Source organism: Pseudomonas sp. dw_358 (assembly GCF_018449655.1).
In the GTDB taxonomy this organism is placed as follows: Bacteria; Pseudomonadota; Gammaproteobacteria; order Pseudomonadales; family Pseudomonadaceae; genus Aquipseudomonas.
This window is the reverse complement of sequence record NZ_JAAVUX010000001.1, coordinates 359370-379855: the sequence shown is the minus strand read 5'-3', so window position 1 is coordinate 379855 and position 20486 is coordinate 359370. Positions and strand designations below refer to the sequence as shown.

Annotated in this window: 22 protein-coding genes; 17 read left to right on the top strand and 5 right to left on the bottom strand. The window is 60.9% G+C overall.

Annotated features, from left to right (window positions below):
- Positions 1–21: 21 nt before the first annotated feature.
- Entirely contained in the window at positions 22–639 is a 618-nt protein-coding gene (locus HB675_RS01810) for an FKBP-type peptidyl-prolyl cis-trans isomerase (RefSeq protein ID WP_213875371.1), read from the top strand.
- 55 nt (positions 640–694) lie between these two features.
- Here the strand turns inward: HB675_RS01810 and HB675_RS01805 are convergent, their stop codons facing one another.
- The 3 genes from HB675_RS01805 to HB675_RS01795 all read right to left on the bottom strand — a co-directional run bounded on the left by HB675_RS01805 (position 695) and on the right by HB675_RS01795 (position 2408).
- Positions 695–937 (bottom strand): hypothetical protein, encoded by a 243-nt coding sequence (locus HB675_RS01805; RefSeq protein ID WP_213875370.1) that lies wholly within the window; start codon positions 935–937, stop codon positions 695–697.
- A 64-nt stretch (positions 938–1001) separates the two neighbouring features.
- Entirely contained in the window at positions 1002–1343 is a 342-nt protein-coding gene (locus tag HB675_RS01800) for a zinc ribbon domain-containing protein YjdM (protein ID WP_213875369.1), read from the bottom strand.
- A gap of 96 nt (positions 1344–1439) precedes the next feature.
- The gene (locus tag HB675_RS01795; protein WP_213875368.1) at positions 1440–2408 is read right to left on the bottom strand and encodes a polyprenyl synthetase family protein; all 969 of its coding nucleotides are present in this window, start codon (positions 2406–2408) and stop codon (positions 1440–1442) included.
- Positions 2409–2645: 237 nt separating this feature from the next.
- On the opposite strand from HB675_RS01795, the gene rplU reads away from it, so the two are divergent.
- From rplU to HB675_RS01770, 5 genes are all read left to right on the top strand, one after another.
- Entirely contained in the window at positions 2646–2960 is a 315-nt protein-coding gene (gene rplU, locus HB675_RS01790; protein ID WP_003176051.1) for a 50S ribosomal protein L21, read from the top strand.
- A gap of 33 nt (positions 2961–2993) precedes the next feature.
- A complete protein-coding gene (gene rpmA / locus HB675_RS01785) occupies positions 2994–3251 on the top strand; it encodes a 50S ribosomal protein L27 (protein ID WP_003205738.1) in 258 nt (85 codons plus the stop codon).
- A gap of 188 nt (positions 3252–3439) precedes the next feature.
- Positions 3440–4666 carry an Obg family GTPase CgtA gene (gene cgtA / locus HB675_RS01780; RefSeq protein ID WP_213875367.1) on the top strand — a complete coding sequence of 409 codons (1227 nt, stop codon included), beginning with the start codon at positions 3440–3442 and terminating at the stop codon, positions 4664–4666.
- Between the two features lie 113 nt (positions 4667–4779).
- A complete protein-coding gene (gene proB, locus HB675_RS01775) occupies positions 4780–5898 on the top strand; it encodes a glutamate 5-kinase (protein ID WP_213875697.1) in 1119 nt (372 codons plus the stop codon).
- Positions 5899–5914: 16 nt separating this feature from the next.
- Entirely contained in the window at positions 5915–6385 is a 471-nt protein-coding gene (locus HB675_RS01770) for a CreA family protein (protein ID WP_213875366.1), read from the top strand.
- A gap of 165 nt (positions 6386–6550) precedes the next feature.
- On the opposite strand, the gene rpsT is transcribed toward HB675_RS01770, so the two are convergent.
- Positions 6551–6829 (bottom strand): 30S ribosomal protein S20, encoded by a 279-nt coding sequence (gene rpsT / locus HB675_RS01765; protein WP_213875365.1) that lies wholly within the window; start codon positions 6827–6829, stop codon positions 6551–6553.
- 251 nt (positions 6830–7080) lie between these two features.
- Here rpsT and murJ point away from each other — a divergent pair, with 251 nt between their 5' ends.
- From murJ to ispH, 6 genes are all read left to right on the top strand, one after another.
- The gene (murJ, locus tag HB675_RS01760) at positions 7081–8619 is read left to right on the top strand and encodes a murein biosynthesis integral membrane protein MurJ (RefSeq protein ID WP_213875364.1); all 1539 of its coding nucleotides are present in this window, start codon (positions 7081–7083) and stop codon (positions 8617–8619) included.
- Between the two features lie 106 nt (positions 8620–8725).
- Complete coding sequence (ribF, locus tag HB675_RS01755) at positions 8726–9676, top strand: bifunctional riboflavin kinase/FAD synthetase (protein WP_213875363.1); 951 nt, start codon at positions 8726–8728, stop codon at positions 9674–9676.
- A complete protein-coding gene (ileS, locus tag HB675_RS01750) occupies positions 9673–12504 on the top strand; it encodes an isoleucine--tRNA ligase (RefSeq protein ID WP_213875362.1) in 2832 nt (943 codons plus the stop codon). The genes ribF and ileS overlap by 4 nt, the downstream gene beginning before the upstream one ends.
- Positions 12497–13015, top strand: coding sequence for a signal peptidase II (lspA, locus tag HB675_RS01745; protein ID WP_213875361.1), 519 nt, complete (start codon positions 12497–12499; stop codon positions 13013–13015). The genes ileS and lspA overlap by 8 nt, the downstream gene beginning before the upstream one ends.
- Positions 13008–13448, top strand: coding sequence for an FKBP-type peptidyl-prolyl cis-trans isomerase (gene fkpB / locus HB675_RS01740; RefSeq protein ID WP_213875360.1), 441 nt, complete (start codon positions 13008–13010; stop codon positions 13446–13448). The genes lspA and fkpB overlap by 8 nt, the downstream gene beginning before the upstream one ends.
- 13 nt (positions 13449–13461) lie before the next feature.
- The gene (gene ispH, locus HB675_RS01735) at positions 13462–14409 is read left to right on the top strand and encodes a 4-hydroxy-3-methylbut-2-enyl diphosphate reductase (RefSeq protein ID WP_213875359.1); all 948 of its coding nucleotides are present in this window, start codon (positions 13462–13464) and stop codon (positions 14407–14409) included.
- Positions 14410–14471: 62 nt separating this feature from the next.
- Here the strand turns inward: ispH and HB675_RS01730 are convergent, their stop codons facing one another.
- The gene (locus HB675_RS01730; protein WP_213875358.1) at positions 14472–14999 is read right to left on the bottom strand and encodes a GspH/FimT family protein; all 528 of its coding nucleotides are present in this window, start codon (positions 14997–14999) and stop codon (positions 14472–14474) included.
- Between the two features lie 135 nt (positions 15000–15134).
- Between HB675_RS01730 and HB675_RS01725 the strand changes: the two genes are divergently transcribed.
- The 5 genes from HB675_RS01725 to HB675_RS01705 are packed head-to-tail and all read left to right on the top strand — an operon-like array spanning position 15135 to position 20484.
- Positions 15135–15614, top strand: a complete 480-nt coding sequence (locus HB675_RS01725) for a GspH/FimT family pseudopilin (RefSeq protein WP_213875357.1) — start codon at positions 15135–15137, stop codon at positions 15612–15614.
- Positions 15614–16090, top strand: a complete 477-nt coding sequence (pilV, locus tag HB675_RS01720) for a type IV pilus modification protein PilV (RefSeq protein ID WP_213875356.1) — start codon at positions 15614–15616, stop codon at positions 16088–16090. Before HB675_RS01725 ends, pilV begins: the two co-directional genes overlap by 1 nt.
- On the top strand, positions 16087–16815 hold the full coding sequence (locus tag HB675_RS01715; RefSeq protein WP_213875355.1) for a prepilin-type N-terminal cleavage/methylation domain-containing protein: 729 nt from the start codon (positions 16087–16089) through the stop codon (positions 16813–16815). The genes pilV and HB675_RS01715 overlap by 4 nt, the downstream gene beginning before the upstream one ends.
- A gap of 2 nt (positions 16816–16817) precedes the next feature.
- The gene (locus tag HB675_RS01710) at positions 16818–17324 is read left to right on the top strand and encodes a PilX N-terminal domain-containing pilus assembly protein (RefSeq protein ID WP_213875354.1); all 507 of its coding nucleotides are present in this window, start codon (positions 16818–16820) and stop codon (positions 17322–17324) included.
- A complete protein-coding gene (locus HB675_RS01705) occupies positions 17311–20484 on the top strand; it encodes a PilC/PilY family type IV pilus protein (protein WP_213875353.1) in 3174 nt (1057 codons plus the stop codon). Before HB675_RS01710 ends, HB675_RS01705 begins: the two co-directional genes overlap by 14 nt.
- Positions 20485–20486 lie beyond the last annotated feature (2 nt).

The following is a 20486-nucleotide window of genomic DNA, read 5'->3' as shown; positions in this document are numbered from 1 at the left end:
GGCCCACAGCGGAGCAACGACATGTCCGAAGTACAACTGTCCACCGACGAAACCCGCGTGAGCTACGGCATTGGCCGTCAACTGGGCGACCAGCTGCGCGACAACCCGCCGCCGGGTGTGAGCCTGGAAGCCATCCTGGTCGGCCTGACCGACGCCTTCCGTGGCCACGCCAGCCGCGTCAGCCAGGAAGACCTGTCGGCCAGCTTCAAAGTTATCCGTGAAATCATGCAGGCCGAAGCCGCAGCCAAGGCCGAACTGGCCGCCGGCGCCGGCAAGGAATTCCTGGCCGAGAACGGTCAGCGTGATGGCATTACCACCCTCGCCTCCGGCCTGCAGTACCAGGTGCTGACCGCTGGCGATGGCGCTCAGCCAAGCCGTGATGACACCGTGCGTACTCATTACCACGGCACCCTGATCGACGGTACCGTGTTCGACAGTTCCTACGATCGTGGCGAGCCAGCGGAATTCCCGGTCAGCGGTGTGATTGCCGGCTGGACCGAAGCCCTGCAGCTGATGAATGCCGGCAGCAAATGGCGCCTGTACGTGCCAAGCGAACTGGCCTACGGCGCTCAAGGCGTGGGCAGCATCCCGCCGCACAGCGTGCTGGTGTTCGATGTGGAGTTGCTGGAAGTTCTGTGATTGCCTGATTCCCGGGCTCCTGCGGTTGTCATCGTCGCAGGAGTCCGCGACAGGCTCAATGCAACTCACTCACCGGCCGCAACGCCCGGGCATAGCAGAACAGAAACAAACTGCGCACCATTTCCTTGAGCACAATCGGCTCACTGGACGACAGGCCCGTCATGTCCAGGTCGCCCTGATCACGCAGCTCATCCAGTGCTTCTTCTTCCAGTACGGCACACACCTGACCGGTCTCGCGATTGAGAATACGCAGGTAGGGATGTGGGCGGTCGAGCCAGGCGTCGATCAAATAGGTCATGGCGATTCTCCTTGAATGCATTCAATGAGAATAATTCTTATTCAAATAATAGCAAGGCCATTCATCAGACCTTGCGCACGAACTCCGATTTCAGCTTCATGGCGCCGATGCCGTCGATCTTGCAATCAATGTCGTGATCGCCGTCCACCAAGCGGATGTTCTTGACCTTGGTGCCGACCTTGACCACCAGTGACGAGCCCTTGACCTTGAGGTCCTTGATCACGCTGATGGTGTCACCGTCGTTCAGGACGTTGCCCACCGAGTCCTTGATGACCCTGGTGTCCGAGGCTGCATCCGCTTCACCGCTGGCTGACCATTCGTGGCTGCATTCGGGGCAGATGAGCTGGGCGCCGTCTTCGTAGGTGTACTCGGAGTTGCATTTCGGGCAGGCGGGCAGGGTGCTCACGGGGATTCTCGCGACTTGGGGAAAATAAAGGCGCGTAGTATATAGGGTTTTCGCGGGGGGCACGTGCCCCCCCTGCAGGGGGGCAGGAAGGATTTGTCAGTGAGTTCGCGCGACCGCAAACTCGCTCAGCTCGACCAGCGCATCACGGTATTCGCTGGCCGGCAGAATGCTCAGGCATTCGATGGCCCGAGCCACATAGTCGCGGGCCAGTTGCGCGGTGTAGTCCAGTGCCCCGGAGCTTTCTACGGCGGCGCGGATGCTTTCCAGGTCTTCGATACCGCCTTTCTGGATCGCCTTGCGCACCAGTGCGGCCTGCTCGGCAGTGCCTTCGCGCATGGTGTAGATCAGCGGCAGGGTCGGCTTGCCTTCGGCCAGGTCGTCACCGACATTCTTGCCCAGGGTCTCGGCGTCGCCGCGGTAGTCGAGCAGGTCGTCCACCAGTTGGAAAGCCACGCCCAGGTGGTCGCCGAAAGTGCGCAGCGCTTCACGCTGTTCGCTCGACGCCTCGGCCAGGGCTGCAGCACTGTGGGTGGAGGCCTCGAAGAGCATAGCGGTCTTGCCGCGAATGACTTCCATGTAGGTCTCTTCCGTGGTGCTGGCGTCACGCACCTTGGACAGCTGCAGGACTTCGCCCTCGGCGATGATGCGGGTGGCTTGCGACAGAATGCGCATCACCGGCATGGAGCCCAGCTCCACCATCATTTCGAACGAGCGCGAATACAGGAAGTCGCCCACCAGGACGCTCGGGGCATTGCCCCACATGGCGTTGGCGGTCGAACGACCGCGGCGCATGCCGGACATGTCGACCACGTCGTCGTGCAACAGGGTGGCGGTGTGCAGAAACTCGATGGTCGCGGCCAGCAGACGCAGGTCGTCGCCCTCGCGTCCCAAGGCCTTGCCACACAGCAATACCAATAAAGGACGCAGGCGTTTGCCGCCGGCCGAGGTGATGTAATCGCCGATTTTCGACACCAGCGGTACGCGCGAGGTCAACTGCTTCTTGATGATCTCGTCGACGGCGTTAAAATCATCCGCCACCGCGCGGTAGAAGGCTTGGGGTTGCATCAGCGACAGGTGCTCCAAAAGGGTTGCGCGGCATGCTAGGTCTCAGGCTGGGGTGTGTCAAGGCGACACGTGCGCCACTTGCAAGGTGTGCACGGCTTGCGTACAATCGCGCACCCTGAACTTCCTGGGCAGCACCTGCCTTACGCAATGCATTTGGGGCGTTCCAACCCATGCAGCCATGCCAGCCGACACTCTACTTATAAAGAGCTGGGTGAGCAGGATTATCGGAGAAATACCATGTCGTACGCAGTAATTGTTACTGGTGGCAAGCAATACAAGGTCGCCCCAGGTGAATACCTGAAAATCGAAAAACTGGAAATCGCCACTGGCGAATCCGTGACTTTTGACCGCGTTCTGTTGGTTGCCAACGGCGACGACGTGAACATCGGCGCTCCTGTTGTTGCCGGCGCTACCGTTGTGGCTGAAGTGATCTCCCAAGGTCGTCACGATAAAGTCCGCATCATCAAGTTCCGTCGTCGTAAGCACCACATGAAGCGTATGGGCCACCGCCAGTGGTACACCGAGATCAAAATCACCGGTATTCAGGCTTAATTTCAGCCTAATCCTCTCTAGGAGAATTGACTCATGGCACACAAAAAAGCTGGTGGTAGTACCCGTAACGGTCGCGACTCAGAAGCCAAACGCCTTGGCGTGAAGATGTATGGCGGCCAGGCTATCAAAGCGGGCAACATCATCGTGCGTCAGCGCGGCACCCAATTCCACGCCGGTTACGGTGTTGGCATGGGTAAAGATCACACCCTGTTCGCTAAAGTCGAAGGCGTGATCAAGTTCGAAGTAAAGGGCGCCTTCGGTCGTCGTTACGTCAGCGTTATCGCGGCTTAATCGCGGCATCGCTGGAAAAGCCCTGTCTCGCGACGGGGCTTTTTCGTTTGTGGAGTGAGTCTCTTGCAAAGCTGTTTGCAGTGGGCTGGCGGTGCGAGTGTCATTGACGGGGTTCATCGTGCTCATTTTTGCAAGAGCCTTATGTCTTGGCTCTTTTTGGCTCGTCCATCGGGCGAGAGGCGTTTTTTATGAAGTTTGTAGATGAAGTGTCCATTCGCGTGAAAGCGGGTGATGGCGGTAACGGTTGCATGAGCTTCCGCCGCGAAAAATTCATTGAGAACGGTGGCCCCAACGGCGGCGACGGGGGTGATGGCGGCTCGATCTTCATGGTCGCCGACGAAAACCTCAACACCCTGGTGGACTACCGCTATACCCGTCACTTCGATGCCGAGCGCGGCTCCAATGGCGGCAGCACCGATTGCACCGGTAAAAAGGGCGAGGACCTGATCCTGCGTGTGCCGGTCGGCACCACGGTGATCGACTCTGCCACCCAGGAAGTCATTGGCGACCTGACCAAGGCCGGTCAGAAGCTGATGGTGGTACAGGGTGGCTGGCACGGCCTGGGCAACACCCGCTTCAAATCCAGCACCAACCGTGCGCCACGCCAGACCACCCCCGGCAAGCCGGGCGAGCAGCGTGACTTGAAGCTGGAAATGAAAGTACTGGCTGACGTGGGCTTGCTGGGATTGCCGAACGCCGGCAAGAGTACGTTGATCCGTGCGGTATCGGCGGCCAAGCCGAAAGTGGCCGACTACCCGTTCACCACCCTGGTGCCGAACCTGGGCGTGGTCAGTGTCGACCGCTGGAAAAGCTTCGTGGTTGCGGACATTCCGGGCCTGATCGAAGGCGCTTCCGACGGTGCTGGCCTGGGGATCCGCTTCCTCAAGCACTTGTCCCGTACGCGCCTGCTGCTGCACCTCGTCGACATGGAGCCGCTGGATGAAACCAGCCCGGCCGATGCGGCAGAAGTCATCGTCAACGAGCTGGTCAAGTTCAGCCCGGCGCTGGCAGACCGTGATCGTTGGTTGGTGCTGAACAAGTGCGATCAGTTGCTCGATGAAGAGCACGACGCGCGGGTCAAGGAAATCGTTGATCGCCTGGAGTGGGAGGGGCCGGTCTACGTGATTTCTGCCATTTCCAAGCTGGGCACCGAAAAGCTCTGCCAAGACATCATGCGTTATCTGGAGGATCGTCAGGACCGCCTGGTCAACGATCCGGTCTACCGCGAACAGTTGCGCGAGCTGGACCAGAATATCGAAGACGAAGCCCGCGCCCAGCTGCAGGCCTTGGACGATCAGCGTGCCCTGCGTCGCAGTGGCGTGAAGAGCGTGCATGACATCGGCGACGAGAACGACGGCTTCTGGGACGAAGAAGACGCCGAAGACGGTCCGGAAATCATCTACGTGCGTGATTGACCCTGCTCGGGAAACCGACGCCGCGATTCCGTAGTAACATGACGCCGCTCCCCTCAAAAGGAGCGGCGTTTTGCGTTCCATGAATTGATAGCCCTGGGAAAGGTTGGAAAATGATGCGGAGCAAGGTGACAGGTGCCCAGCGCTGGGTCGTGAAGATCGGCAGCGCACTGCTGACGGCTGATGGCAAGGGGCTGGACCGCACGGCAATGAGTGTCTGGGTCGAGCAAATGGTGGCCTTGCACGAGGCTGGCGTCGAGCTGGTGCTGGTGTCTTCCGGTGCGGTGGCCGCTGGCATGAGCCGGCTCGGCTGGACCAAGCGACCCAGTGGCATGCATGAGCTGCAGGCCGCTGCCGCCATTGGCCAGATGGGCCTGGTGCAGGCATGGGAATCGAGCTTTGCCGAGCACGGTCGCCACACCGCGCAGATTCTCCTGACTCATGACGACCTGTCGGACCGCAAGCGCTATCTCAATGCCCGCAGCACCCTGCGTACCCTGGTGGAGTTAGGCGTGGTCCCGGTCATCAATGAAAACGACACCGTGGTGACCGATGAAATCCGCTTTGGTGATAACGACACCTTGGCCGCGCTGGTGGCGAACCTGGTGGAAGCTGACTTGTTGGTGATTCTTACCGATCGCGATGGCATGTTCGACGCCGACCCACGCAATAACCCTGACGCCCAGTTGATCTACGAAGCGCGCGCCGACGATCCGGCGCTTGACGCTGTGGCGGGTGGTACCGGTGGCGCGCTGGGGCGTGGTGGTATGCAGACCAAGCTGCGCGCCGCTCGGCTGGCTGCTCGTTCGGGGGCGCACACGGTGATCGTCGGTGGGCGTCTGGAGCGCGTGCTGGCCCGTCTCAAGGCCGGTGAGCGGCTGGGGACATTGCTCTCCCCCGAGCGCGAAATGCTCGCGGCGCGCAAGCAGTGGCTGGCGGGCCATCTGCAGACCCGGGGAACTCTGGTGCTCGATGACGGGGCTGTCCAGGCCTTGCTGGGTGGGCGCAAGAGTCTGCTGCCTGTGGGCGTGAAATCCGTTCAAGGTGGGTTCCGCCGAGGCGAAATGGTGGTGTGCGTAGCGGCTGACGGGCGCGAGATTGCCCGTGGCCTGGCCAACTACAGTGCCATCGAGGCGCAGAAAATCATCGGGCTGCCCTCCGATGCGATCGAAGGCTTGCTGGGCTACAGCGCCGAGCCCGAATTGGTGCATCGTGACAATCTGATTCTGGTCTGACCCAAAGGATGCATCCATGCGACTGATTCAAGGGCTGTGCGCCGCCGCACTGTTAACGGTGCCGTTGCTGGCGGGTGCCGAGGAAATCGGTTCGGTGTCCACGGTGTTCAAGTTTGTGGGGCCGAACGACCGCATCGTGGTCGAAGCGTTTGACGATCCCAAGGTGGACGGCGTGACCTGCTACCTGTCCCGGGCCAAGACTGGCGGTATCAAGGGTGGTCTGGGCATGGCGGAGGATCGCGCCGAGGCGTCCATCGCCTGTCGCCAGGTCGGGCCGATCCACTTCAAGGAGGACCTCAAGGATGGCGATGAGGTGTTCAAGGAGCGCACCTCGCTGGTATTCAAGACCATGCAGGTGGTGCGCTTTCTCGACAAGAAGCGCAATACCCTGGTCTACCTGGTGTATAGCGACCGGGTGATCGATGGCAGTCCGCAAAATGCGGTGACGGCGATTCCGATCGTGCCGTGGGCGGGTGCAGCCCAGTAAGTTCTATTCGCGTAGGAACGAGCTTGCTCGGGAATAAGGCGCCGCAGTGTAGCGGGTGTGGCGCATGGTCTTCTTCCCGAGCAAGCTCGCTCCTACAAGATGGCGCACTATTGCAGGCATAAAAAAACCGGCCCTAGGGCCGGTTTTTTACATCAAGCGACTAAATCAGGCTGCAGCAGCCAGGTTCAGTGCCTTGATGTGACCGTTCAGACGGCCCTTGTGACGTGCAGCCTTGTTCTTGTGGATGATGCCTTTATCGGCCAGACGGTCGATAACTGGCACAGCCAGAACGTAAGCAGCTTGTGCTTTAGCTGCATCTTTAGCGTCAATGGCCTTCACTACGTTCTTGATGTAGGTACGGACCATGGAACGCAGGCTGGCGTTGTGGCTGCGACGCTTCTCAGCCTGTTTTGCACGTTTTTTGGCAGAAGGTGAGTTGGCCACCGTCGAGCTCCTCGGAAAGACTTTTTAAATAGCAAACAAAATAGGCCGCGAATCATGCCGATGAGTTGATGTGTTGTCAAGGGCGGGTGATGCGTTCCGCTGAGTGGTCGTCTGAGTTCGAAGTTATTCACTTCTGGCGCACGACCTGTAAACTCGCGAACTTTGGCTCTGTCTGCTGATGCGGCGCGGAGTATCGCATACCTGAGCGCGTCAGGGCCTGTTGTTTGTCCACAAGGCGTGAAAATCTTTCGATGAACCTCCTCAAATCCCTGGCTGCAGTCAGCTCCATCACCATGATCTCGCGGGTGCTGGGCTTCGTACGTGACACCATCGTGGCGCGCATCTTCGGTGCCGGCATGGCCACCGATGCCTTCTTCATCGCTTTCAAATTGCCGAACCTGCTGCGCCGGATCTTCGCCGAGGGGGCCTTTTCCCAGGCGTTCGTACCGATTCTCGCCGAATACAAGCAGCAAAAAGGCGAGGAAGCGACCCGCACCTTTGTCGCCTATGTGGCTGGCCTGCTCACGTTGGCGCTGAGCCTGATTACCGTCCTGGGCATGATCGCCGCGCCCTGGGTGATCTGGGCCACGGCGCCGGGCTTTGCTACCACGCCGGAGAAATTCCAGCTTACCAGCGACCTGCTGCGGGTGACTTTCCCCTATATATTGCTGATCTCGCTGTCATCCTTTGCGGGAGCGATTCTCAATACCTGGAACCGCTTTTCGGTGCCGGCCTTCACGCCGACGCTGTTGAACGTGTCGATGATTGTCTTTGCCTTCTTTCTGACCCCGTATTTCCATCCGCCAGTGATGGCGTTGGGCTGGGCCGTGGTGGTCGGCGGCGCCGCGCAGTTGCTGTATCAACTGCCGCACCTGAAAAAGATCGGCATGCTGGTGCTGCCACGCATCAACTTTCGCGACACCGGCGCCATGCGCGTCATGAAACAGATGCTGCCGGCGATTCTCGGGGTATCGGTCAGCCAGATCTCGCTGATTATCAACACCATCTTCGCCTCTTTTCTCGTGGCCGGTTCCGTGTCCTGGATGTACTACGCCGATCGCCTGATGGAGTTGCCCTCCGGCGTGCTGGGTGTGGCCCTGGGCACGATTCTGCTGCCGACCTTGGCGCGCACCTACGCCAACAAGGACCGTCATGAATACTCGCGCATTCTCGACTGGGGCCTGCGCCTGTGTTTTATGCTGGTGCTGCCTTGCTCGCTGGCCCTGGGGATTCTGGCCGAGCCGTTGACAGTGGCCCTGTTCCAGTACGGCAAGTTCACTGCGCTCGACGCGGCCATGACCCAGCGTGCGCTGGTGGCTTATTCGGTGGGGTTGCTGGGGATCATTCTGATCAAGGTGCTGGCGCCGGGCTTCTACGCCCAGCAGAACATTCGCACCCCGGTCAAGATCGGGCTGTTCACCCTGGTGGTGACCCAGTTGTTCAATCTGGCGCTGATCAGTCACTTGCAGCACGCCGGCCTGGCGCTGGCCATCAGCATGGGCGCGACGATGAATGCCGGGTTGCTGTTCTGGAAGCTGCGTCAGCAGAAGCTGTTCGAACCGCAGCCGGGCTGGAGGTCTTTCCTGATCAAGCTGGTGATCGCGGTGACTGCCATGTCGGCCGTGCTGGTCGGCCTGATGCACGTGATGCCGGCCTGGACCGACGGTGCCATGCTGGCGCGGTTCAGTCGGCTAGGGCTGCTGGTGGGTGCCGGCGTGCTGGTGTATTTCGGCCTGCTGTACGCCATGGGTTTTCGCCTGAAGGACTTCGCCCGGCGCGGACTGGCATGAGTCAGGCGTCGCTTTTCGTCGTTCCTGCACATTCGCTGACGCTGTCGCCTGTCGTCAGCGCGCGGGTGTGGTTATAATCGACCACTTTATGAGCAAGAAGCGCGTTATGCAGCTGGTTCGAGGCCTTCACAATCTGCGGCCCCAGCATCGGGGCTGTGTCGCCACCATTGGCAATTTCGACGGCGTCCATCGCGGCCACCAGGCGATCCTGGCCAGGCTGCGCGAGCGCGCCCGGGAATTGGCGGTGCCCAGCTGCGTGGTGATTTTCGAGCCCCAGCCCCGGGAGTATTTCGCCCCGCTGACCGCGCCGGCGCGCCTGGCGCGTCTGCGCGACAAACTGGAATTGCTGGCCGAGGAGGGCGTCGATCTGGTGCTCTGCCTGGCGTTCAACGAACGCTTGAGCCGCTTGGGCGCCGCCGAGTTCGTCGACACCATTCTGGTGGACGGTCTGGGCGTGCAGCATCTGGAAGTGGGTGACGACTTCCGCTTCGGTTGCGACCGCCTGGGGGATTTCGACTTTCTGTTGCAGGCCGGCGCCATGCGCGGCTTCAGCGTCGAGGCCGCCCAGACCGTGGAGTTGGCCGACGTGCGGGTCAGCAGCACCCAAGTGCGCAAGGCGCTGTCTGCCGCCGACTTCCCGTTGGCCGAGCTGCTGCTGGGGCGTCCCTTCAGCATCTCCGGGCGCGTGCTGCATGGCCAGAAACTGGCCCGCCAGCTGGGTTGGCCGACCGCCAACGTCCAGCTCAAGCGTCGCCGCGTGCCCTTTACCGGGGTGTACCTGGTGAGCGTCGAACTCGAGGGGAAATTCTGGCCGGGAGTCGCCAACATAGGCGTACGGCCAACCGTTGCAGGTGATGGCCGTGCCCACCTGGAAGTGCATCTGCTGGACTTTGCCGGTGATCTTTACGACCGGCGTTTGACGGTGGTTTTCCACCAGAAGCTGCGCGATGAGCAGCGTTTCGCCTCTCTTGAGGCGCTCAAGGCAGCGATCGATGCGGATGTCGCCGCCGCTCGTGCGCATTGGCACGACCAACCGTTAATCAAGAGCCTGAAATGACCGACTACAAAGCCACGCTAAACCTTCCGGACACCGCCTTCCCGATGAAGGCCGGCCTGCCACAGCGCGAGCCGCAAACTCTGCAGCGCTGGGACAGCATTGGCCTGTACCAGAAGCTGCGTGTAATTGGCAAGGATCGGCCCAAGTTCGTCCTGCACGACGGCCCGCCCTACGCCAACGGCACGATTCACATCGGTCATGCGGTCAACAAGATCCTCAAGGACATGATCACCCGTTCGAAGACCCTGTCGGGTTTCGACGCGCCCTACGTTCCGGGTTGGGACTGCCATGGCCTGCCGATCGAGCACAAGGTCGAAGTCACCTACGGCAAGAACCTGGGCGGCGACAAGACCCGTGAGCTGTGCCGCGCCTACGCCAGCGAGCAGATCGAGGGCCAGAAATCCGAGTTCATCCGTCTGGGTGTGCTCGGCGACTGGGACAACCCGTACAAGACCATGAACTTCGTCAACGAGGCCGGCGAAATCCGTGCCCTGGCGGAGATGGTCCGAGGCGGTTTCGTGTTCAAGGGCCTCAAACCGGTGAACTGGTGCTTTGATTGCGGTTCGGCCCTGGCCGAAGCCGAGGTCGAGTATCAGGACAAGAAGTCCCCCACCATCGACGTCGCCTTCCCCCTGGCCGACACCCAGAGCCTGGCCGATGCCTTCGGCCTGCCGGGCCTGGAAAAGCCCGTGGCCGCCGTGATCTGGACCACCACCCCATGGACCATCCCGGCGAACCAGGCGCTGAACGTGCACCCGGAGTTCACCTACGCCTTGGTGGACGTCGGTGATCGTCTGCTGGTTCTCGCCGAGGAGCTGGTCGAAAGCAGCCTGGCCCGTTACAAGCTGGAAGGCTCGGTCATTGCCACTACCGAAGGCAAGAACCTGGAGCTGATCAACTTCCGTCACCCGTTCTACGACCGCCTGTCGCCGGTGTACCTGGCCGACTACGTCGAACTGAGCGCCGGTACCGGTATCGTCCACAGCTCGCCGGCCTACGGCCTGGACGACTTCAACATCTTCAAGCAATACGGTCGCAGCAATGACGACATCATCGGCCCGGTGCAGAGCAATGGCGTCTATGTCGACTCGCTGGAGTTCTTCGGTGGCCAGTTCGTGTTCAAGGCGACCCAGCCGATCCTCGACAAGCTGACCGAAGTCGGTGCGCTGCTGCAGTCTGAAGTCATCACCCACAGCTACATGCACTGCTGGCGCCACAAGACCCCGCTGATCTACCGCGCCACCGCGCAGTGGTTCGTCGGCATGGACAAAGAGCCCGTGGTGGGCGACACCCTGCGCGTGCGTGCGGTGAAAGCCATCGAAGAAACCAAATTCATCCCGGCCTGGGGCCAGGCGCGTCTGCACTCGATGATCGCCAACCGTCCGGACTGGTGCATCTCTCGCCAGCGCAACTGGGGCGTGCCGATCCCGTTTTTCCTGAACAAGGCCACTGGCGAGCTGCACCCGCGCACCGTCGAGCTGATGGAAGAAGTGGCGCAGCGCGTCGAGCAGCAAGGCATCGAAGCCTGGTTCAAGCTCGACGCTGCCGAACTGCTGGGCGCCGAAGCCGACCAGTACGACAAGATCAGCGACACCCTCGACGTCTGGTTCGACTCGGGCACCACCCACTGGCACGTGCTGCGTGGTTCGCACCCCATGGGCCACGAGACCGGCCCGCGCGCCGACCTGTACCTGGAAGGTTCGGACCAGCACCGTGGCTGGTTCCACTCTTCCTTGCTGACCGGTTGCGCGATCGACGATCACGCTCCCTACCGCGAGCTGCTGACCCACGGCTTCACCGTGGACGAGAACGGCCGCAAGATGTCCAAGTCGCTGGGCAACGTCGTCGCCCCGCAGAAGGTCAACGACACGCTGGGCGCCGACATCATGCGCCTGTGGGTTTCCTCGACCGATTACTCGGGCGAGATGGCCGTGTCCGAAACCATCCTGCAGCGCAGTGCCGACGCCTACCGGCGGATCCGCAACACCGCGCGCTTCCTGCTCTCGAACCTGAGCGGCTTCAACCCGGCCACCGATCTGCTGGCCCCTGAAGACATGATCGCCCTGGACCGCTGGGCCGTGGACCGCGCGCTGCTCTTGCAACGCGAGCTCGAAGAGCATTACAGCGAGTACCGATTCTGGAACGTCTACTCCAAGGTGCACAACTTCTGCGTGCAGGAGCTGGGCGGTTTCTACCTGGACATCATCAAGGATCGCCAGTACACCACCGGTGCCAACAGCACCGCGCGGCGCTCCTGCCAGACCGCGCTTTACCACATCAGCGAAGCGCTGGTGCGCTGGATCGCGCCGATCCTGGCCTTCACCGCCGACGAGCTGTGGCAGTACCTGCCGGGCGAGCGCAACGAATCAGTGATGCTCAACACCTGGTATGAAGGCCTGACCGAGCTGCCGGAAGGCTTCGAACTGGACCGTGCCTATTGGGACCGCGTCATGGCGGTCAAGGTGGCGGTCAACAAGGAGCTGGAAAACCTCCGTGCGGCCAAGGCCATCGGCGGCAACCTGCAAGCCGAGGTGACCCTCTACGCCGAAGACGCGTTAGCCGCCGACCTGGCCAAGCTGAAAGACGAACTGCGCTTCGTGCTGATCACCTCCAAGGCCGCTGTGGCCCCGTTGGCCCAGGCGCCGGAAGACGCGGTGGTCACTGAAGTCGCCGGCCTCAAGCTCAAGGTGGTCAAGTCGGGCTACACCAAGTGCGCCCGTTGCTGGCACTTCATCGAAACCGTGGGCAGCAACCCGGAGCACCCGGAAATCTGCGACCGTTGCGTGACCAACATCAGCGGCTCGGGCGAGGTGCGTCACTATGCCTGATGCGGCAGTGCGTAACGGCCGTGGCCAGCTGCTGTGGTTGATCCTCAGCGTGCTGGTAGTGGTCCTCGACCAGCTCAGCAAGCTGCATTTCGAGAACGCCTTGAACCTGTACCAGCAGATCGTGGTGATCCCCGATCTGTTCAGCTGGACGCTGGCCTACAACACCGGCGCGGCGTTCAGCTTCCTCGCCGATGGCTCGGGCTGGCAGCGCTGGTTCTTCGCCGCCATCGCGGTGGTGGTCAGCGTGGTGCTGGTGGTCTGGCTCAAGCGCCTGGGCCGCGCCGACACCTGGCTGGGCATCGCCCTGGCGCTGATTCTGGGCGGGGCGCTGGGCAACCTGTACGACCGCATGGTGCTGGGCCACGTCATCGACTTCGTGCTGGTGCACTGGCAGAACACCTGGTATTTCCCGGCGTTCAACCTGGCCGACAGCGCCATCACCGTCGGTGCCGTGATGCTGGCGCTGGACATGTTCAAGAGCAAGAAAAGCGAAGAGGCCGTTCATGACTGAGCAGCGCATTGGCCAGAACACCGAGGTGAAGCTGCATTTTGCCTTGCACCTGGAAAACGGCGACACCGTCGACAGCACGTTCGACAAGGCCCCGGCCACGTTCAAGGTCGGTGACGGCAATCTGTTGCCCGGGTTCGAAGCCATGCTCTTCGGTTTCAAGGCCGGCGACAAGCGCACGGTAGTGGTACCGCCGGAGAATGCCTTCGGCCAACCCAATCCGCAAAACGTACAAGTGATGCCGCGCTCGCAGTTCACCGACATGGACCTTTCCGAAGGCCTGCTGGTGATCTTCAACGATGCCGCCAACACCGAGCTGCCGGGGGTGGTCAAAGCCTTCGACGACCATCAGGTCACCGTGGACTTCAACCATCCGCTGGCCGGCAAGACCCTGAACTTCGAAGTGGAAATCCTTTCGGTCACGGCTATTCAGTAGCCCCGAGGCAAGCATGCAAATCAAACTCGCCAACCCCCGTGGTTTCTGTGCCGGCGTGGACCGGGCGATCGAAATCGTCAACCGCGCCCTGGAAGTGTTCGGGCCACCGATCTACGTGCGGCACGAAGTGGTGCATAACAAGTTCGTGGTCGAGGACCTGCGGGCCCGTGGCGCGATCTTCGTCGAAGAGCTGGATCAAGTCCCCGACGACGTCATCGTCATCTTCAGCGCCCACGGTGTGTCCCAGGCCGTGCGTCATGAAGCCTCCGGCCGCGGCCTGAAGGTGTTCGACGCGACCTGCCCGCTGGTGACCAAAGTGCACATCGAGGTGGCGCGCTACAGTCGCGATGGCCGCGAATGCATCCTCATCGGCCACGCCGGTCACCCGGAAGTGGAAGGCACCATGGGCCAGTACGATGCCAGCAACGGTGGCTCCATCTATCTGGTGGAAGACGAAGCCGACGTTGCCAAGCTGCAGGTGCGCAACCCCGATGCCTTGGCGTTCGTGACCCAGACCACCTTGTCCATGGACGATACCAGCCGGGTGATCGACGCCCTGCGCAGCCGCTTCCCGTCCATCGGCGGCCCGCGCAAGGACGACATCTGCTACGCCACACAAAACCGTCAGGACGCGGTCAAGCAACTGGCCGACGAGTGCGACGTGGTGCTGGTGGTCGGCAGCCCCAACAGCTCCAACTCCAACCGCCTGCGCGAGCTGGCCGAACGCATGGCCACCCCGGCCTACCTGATCGACGGTGCCGAAGACCTGCAACAAAGCTGGTTCGACGGTGTGCAGCGCATCGGTATCACCGCCGGTGCTTCGGCACCGGAAGTGCTGGTGCGCGGCGTGATCGACCAGTTGCACGCCTGGGGCGCGACCGGGGCCGATGAACTGGCCGGCCGGCCGGAAAACGTGACGTTTTCGATGCCGAAGGAGCTGCGGGTCAAGTCGTTGATTTGATCTCCCGCAGAGGACCACCTCGAGCGGGGGCAACCCTGTGGGAGGCCTTGGCCGCGTAGCCGTTACGCGGTTTCGCTGCTCTGCGCGCACCAAGGCTCATCCATGGCGCCTGACTCCATCCTTACCCGCCCGCTGGTGCTCATCACCACCCGCCAATGACTGACCCCCTGTTCGCAGATGTGCAACGTGCCATTGCCCGGTGACGCCCCGCTGTAAGCAGGCCACCCCTGCGGGATGAACCGCGCTCGCGTCGCCAGCCGCGTGTTGCCCACCACCCGCACCTGACCACCGAGCGCCCGCTCGACCACCAGCGGATTGTCCGGGTCCTCCGCGCCGCGCCCACTCAAGTCCAACAGCATGCGCCAGCCCAGCCCCCAGTCGTCGTCGATGGCCTGGATCAGCACCACCTGTTGCTGCAGGATCGCCTCGGCACGCGCCGAACGCAGGCCGCTGGCCAGTTCATGCGCCGTCATCGCATAGCGCTGCTGAGCCACGAAGTGCTGCCAGCTGGGCAGCGCAAGGCGCAGCAACAGCCCCATCAGGGCGATGCTGATCAGCAGTTGAATCAAGGTATAGCCATCCTGGCGCATGACTTTTCATCCCTGAAAAATTAATATCACAGCGCCATCTTTGCGCTGGTCTGGACATAACAACCGTATATCCTGTGGCAGGATTGCCCGGTCAAACCGCCGAGGTATAGTCGCGGTTCGTCGGGGAGGGTTGCAATGCGGTTTCGTGACAAGGGGTTTACGTTGGTGGAGTTGATGGTGACGGTGACAATCGCCGTTATCGTCATGAGCATCGCGATCCCGTCTTTTGTCGGTGCCATAGCCAACACCAGTGCGAACGGTGAAATCAGCGAGTTTTATCGTGCCCTCAACTTTGCCCGCAGTGAAGCCATCAACCGGGGTGTACCGGTTCGCGTGGTGCCGCAGACGGCCAGCCTGTGGACCGGGCTGCTCAATGTGCAAATCGGCTCGGCACCGACCGCCGATCAAATTCTGCGGATATGGCCCGCGATGCGCACCGGGACGGTGATGAGCGTGACCTCGACGTCCGGCGCCGCCACCTATATCGAATTCAACAATCTCGGCGCGCTGAATTTTCCAACCGCGCTGGTCGCCATTGGCTACACGCGTGGCACCCAGGTACGCACAATGGGTGTGTGCCTCAATGGTCGGGTTGTGTCCGGGGGGCCTTGCTGATGGGGCGGCGTGGGCATCAAGGCGGCTTTTCGCTGATCGAGGTGATGATTTCCGTCTTGATCCTGGCGGTTGGTTTGCTGGGGGCTGCCGCCATACAGCTTACTGCCCTGAAATATACCGACAGCTCCACAATGCGCAGTCAGGCCAGCTTCATTGCCTACGACATGATGGACCGTATCCGTGCCAACCCGGATCTCAGCTACGCGTTGGCCAACCTGACCTCGATCACCACGACCACGGGTACGACCCTGTACGGATCTCCGCGTGACCAGGACTGGAATGATTTCGCCAGCAATATCCAGAGTTTTGCCGGCCCGGTTAACGGGCAGGGGAGCAGCATCGTGGTGACCGGTCGCGTCGTGACCGTGACAGTCCAATGGTGTGATCAGCGTGCCATGGGTACCAATGACTGTACCAGCGCCATGCAGTCGTTCGCCCTGACCAGCCGGGTCGCTATCGACACGGGTATCAAATGAGCTCAAGAAAACGCCTCGAGACAGGCTTCAGTCTTATCGAACTCATTGTCGCCATGTCACTGGGCATGGTCGTGACCCTGGGCATCATGCAAGTGTTTCTGGCTGCCAGGAGTACCTACGTGTCGCAGAATGCTGCCGCTGCGATCCAGGAAGACGGACGCTTTGCACTCAGCAAGATGATGCAGGAGATTCGTATGGTGGGCATGTTCGGCTGTCTGACGCCACAGGCTACCGACGCTATCGGCGCTGCCGCTCCTTTTTTGGTGGCGCAGGTTACACCCATCACTTATGTCACCAGCAGCACCGCTGGCAACGTGCTGACGCTCACCACGGCGGATGTCGGCAGCAATGGGGGGACCCCGACGTGGACGATCGTGACCGACTGCGTTACTTCGACCAAGGTGTATGTTGGTACGCAAGCCGCCGGTGCGGGGCAGATGGCAATTCCAGTCAGGCAGGTTATCTACACCTACCTAAACAATCAGATACTGACCACCGTGGGCAACACCACCAGCGTGTTGATCAACAATGTTACCGGGTTCGACATCCTGTTTGGCCTGGCCGCGACGGCAACCGATAAAATTGTGGGAAGTTACAGCGCCACAGCGCTCAATCCGGCGTTGATCCGCTCCATCAGGCTGAAGCTGACGTTGAGTGATCCGGCCGGTAAAGTGGCCCCCCAAACGTTCACTGTCGTGGCCTCGCTGCGCAACAGGACTAACTAGCCATGGCCGCTTTGCGTCGGCGTCAACCCCCATGCTTCAGCCACCGCCAAAAGGGCGTGGTGCTGATTGTCGCCCTGATTTTCCTGCTGCTCGTCACGCTTATAGGCGTGTCATCAATGCAGAACGCCACCATGCAGGAGAAAATGGCCGGCAGTGTGAGCATCAAGAATGAGAGTTTTCAGGCTGCGGAGGCGTCGCTGCGAGTCGGGGAGAATGCCGTGGCGGCCACCGCCTATGTGTTGGCCAAATGCACGCCGGCTGCAAATTGCTTGCCACCGCCCGATTCGACTTCGGCCGCTCTAGCGGTGGGGGGGGGGACCAACGGAGTCATCTGGGTCGCGACACCCTACGGCTTTTATGGGGTGCAAAATCTTGGCCCGGCGCAGGCGACGGCTGTGAATACGCCGACAAGCTGCGGGTCGACGCTGCCCACCCTGTATCGCATTACAGGTGTGGGTGTCTACGGCGCCAGCCGTTCAGTTGTGGAGAGTATCTATGCCAAGTGCTGACGCCCGAGCGCTCATCAACAAGGGCCGAGCCTGCCTGCTCGGGTTGATCGCCCTGTGCCTGAGCGGGTCGCTGTGGGCCTTCACGCCGGCCGCGTCGCCTCTGCTTAGTGCGGCAGCCGTGACCCCCAACCTGATGCTGCTGGTGGATAACTCCGGGAGCATGAACAGCCTGATTCGCGCGACCGATTTTGATCAGACGGCCACCTTCCCTCAGGTCTATGTGCCGAGTTCCTGCGGTTTCAATCGAGGGGTGTACTCCTGTAGCTACAACACGGCTCTTGATATGGACAACGAGAATCTGTTTCAGGGCAACTTGTCCTCGGGCGAGTGTTCAAACAGCAACTATTCGGCTTTCAAGGTGGCCGGTTCCAACAGTGTGTATTGCCTGAACATTCCTGATCCGGTGGGCGGCGGCAATACGCGGCTCTCGGCGAAGTACATGTCCTACCTGATTGCCAAAATGACGGGGACCACAAAGGACTACACCGACGGCAGTATCCCCAACGATTACCGGATCAACGTGGCGCGCAACGCCGCCACGGCCATCGTCAAGGCCAACACCTCACTGCGCATCGGTCTGGCCTCCTACAACGCTCCGCGTACCGGCGACTCGGGGCCGGGGGGCAACATCACGCGGGTGGTCAGTGACCTGCAGGCCACCTCTACCACCACAGGCGCGCAGGCCACCACCAACTACAACAACCTGCTGACATCTATCGCCGGGTTGGGCGCCACATCCAACACGCCGCTGGCCGAGACTTACTATGAGGTCACGCGGTACATGCGTGGCCTGTATCCCTTCTCCAATTACAACCCCACCATCAGTGGCGTGCGCTACACCAGCCCAATCCAATACCGCTGTCAGAAGAACTATGGCGTGGTGATCACTGACGGCTTGCCCACCTATGACCGGACCTTTCCTACGTCTTCCGCGGACAGCAGCACGGGCGACCCTGCCTTGGCGTCACCGGAAACCCGGACATTGCCGAACTGGGACGGTATCAACAACGATGGCGACAACCTGAATGGTGACGGCGAGGGTGACACGCTGTACCTGGATGACATCGCCAAGTTTGCCTACGACATCGACATGCGCTCGAGCGGGACTGACCTAGCGGGCAAAAGTTGGGACGCCACCGATTTTCCCCAGCAGAACATGCTCACCTACACCGTAGGCTTCACCACGACTCAGCAGATGCTGTCCGATGCGGCCGGTTATGGCCATGGCACCTACTATCAAGCCAGCGATGCGTCGACGTTGGCAGCGGCACTGAATAACGCTCTGAGTAGCATCAACTCCAAGTCCGGTTCCGGCGGCGCGGGCAGTTCCAGTTCGAGCACGCTGACCAGCAGCACTGTGTATTACCAGACGTTGTACGATCCCACCGACTGGAGGGGAATCATCCGAGCGTATCCGTATAACACTGATGGCTCCGTTGGCACTACGCTGAACTGGACTACCGACACCACCATCGTTCCGGCATCTTCCTTGCCCACGTTCGAGTCATGGAACGGCACTTCCGTGATCAGCCTGGCTTACGCGAGTTTCACTACCACCCAACAGGGCTACCTGAATGCCAACCTACCCACAGGGTTGACCGGCAATGACCTGATCAACTGGAGCAAAGGCACTAACAAGACTGGCCTGCGCACTCGTGCGGTGCTGTTGGGGGACATCATCAACTCGCCTTTGAGCTATGTAGCACCGACCGCCCAGACCGCTTCCAACACCACTACCGATACGACTTACACGACCTACCTGACTACCAAGTCGACGAACATGAGCCCGGTGCTGGTGGTCAATGCGAATGACGGATTTACCAACGTCATCAACCCCGCCACGGGGGCGCGGCTCTACGCTTATCTGCCGTCCAGCGCTCTACCGACGCTGTACACCGTGTCCAGCACCAGTTATGTCAACGGGACCTCGCACACATTCCTGAACGATGGCCAGATCACGGTCGCCGACGTCCAGATCAATGGCGGCTGGAAAACCGTTGCATTCGACGGCACCGGCGCGGGCGGCAAGACCTTCTCGGCCATTCAGCTGTTCGATGCCGCCAACAGCAATGTGCGCAAGGCATTGTGGGAGATCAGCGCACCGGCCACGTCCACCACCAGCAACGCGCTCAATGACCTTGGCTATGCCTACGCCAAGCCGGAAATCGCACGGCTGCCAGACGGCCGCTGGGCGGCGTTCATCGCCAACGGCTACGGTAGCTACACAGGACATGCTGCGCTGTATGTTGTCGATGTCGCCACCGGAGCGGTGATCACCGAACTGGTCGCCGACGCCAGCGAAACCACCGGTGGCAATGGCTTGTCCTCGGTGAAACTCAAGGTCGACGCCACCAGCACCGTTCAGGCGGCCTATGGGGGCGACTTGAAAGGGCGCATGTGGAAGTTCGACCTGAGTAGCACCTCGATCAGTTCCTGGGGGGTGGCGTTCTCTGGCAAGCCTTTGTTCACGGCGCCGGGCGGGACTTCCCAGCCCATCACGGCACAACCTTTGCTGGTCAATAACAACACCAGCGGACTCATGGTCTATTTCGGTACTGGCAAGTTCAACGAGACGGTCGACAAGACCACCACCGCTACCCAAGCCTTTTATGCCGTGTGGGACAAGGACGGGGGCGCCGGAAACTACACCGTCAGCAATCTCGCGGCACAAGCCATCACGGGGACGTTTACCTCCAGTGGCAGTACCTACATGACCACTACGTCCAATACAGTCGATTACACCAGTCAGTACGGCTGGTACTTGCCATTGACCTACAACAACACACTGGTGGGCGAACGAGTTATCTATCAGGCCGTCTATCTCTATGGTCGGATTCTTTTCACCACCGCCGGTGTGGACACCACCGATCCATGTGCCAGCCAAGGGTTCGGGCGGTTAGTAGTTCTGGATGCTTTGTCAGGTGGTGAACTGACGACCGCTGTGCTGGATACCAATGGCGACAAAAAGGTGACCAGTGCCGACGTCGCATCAAGCGGCAAGATCTACACTTCCGGGATTCCGACCTTGACGGCAGTTGTTACTATTTCATCGACGTTAGCGGTAGCGACGGTACAGACTTCGGACGGTGGTCCACCGGACAACCCAACCATAAACCTGCCTACCGGCGGCGGTCGCATCATGTGGCGGCAAATCCAGTGACC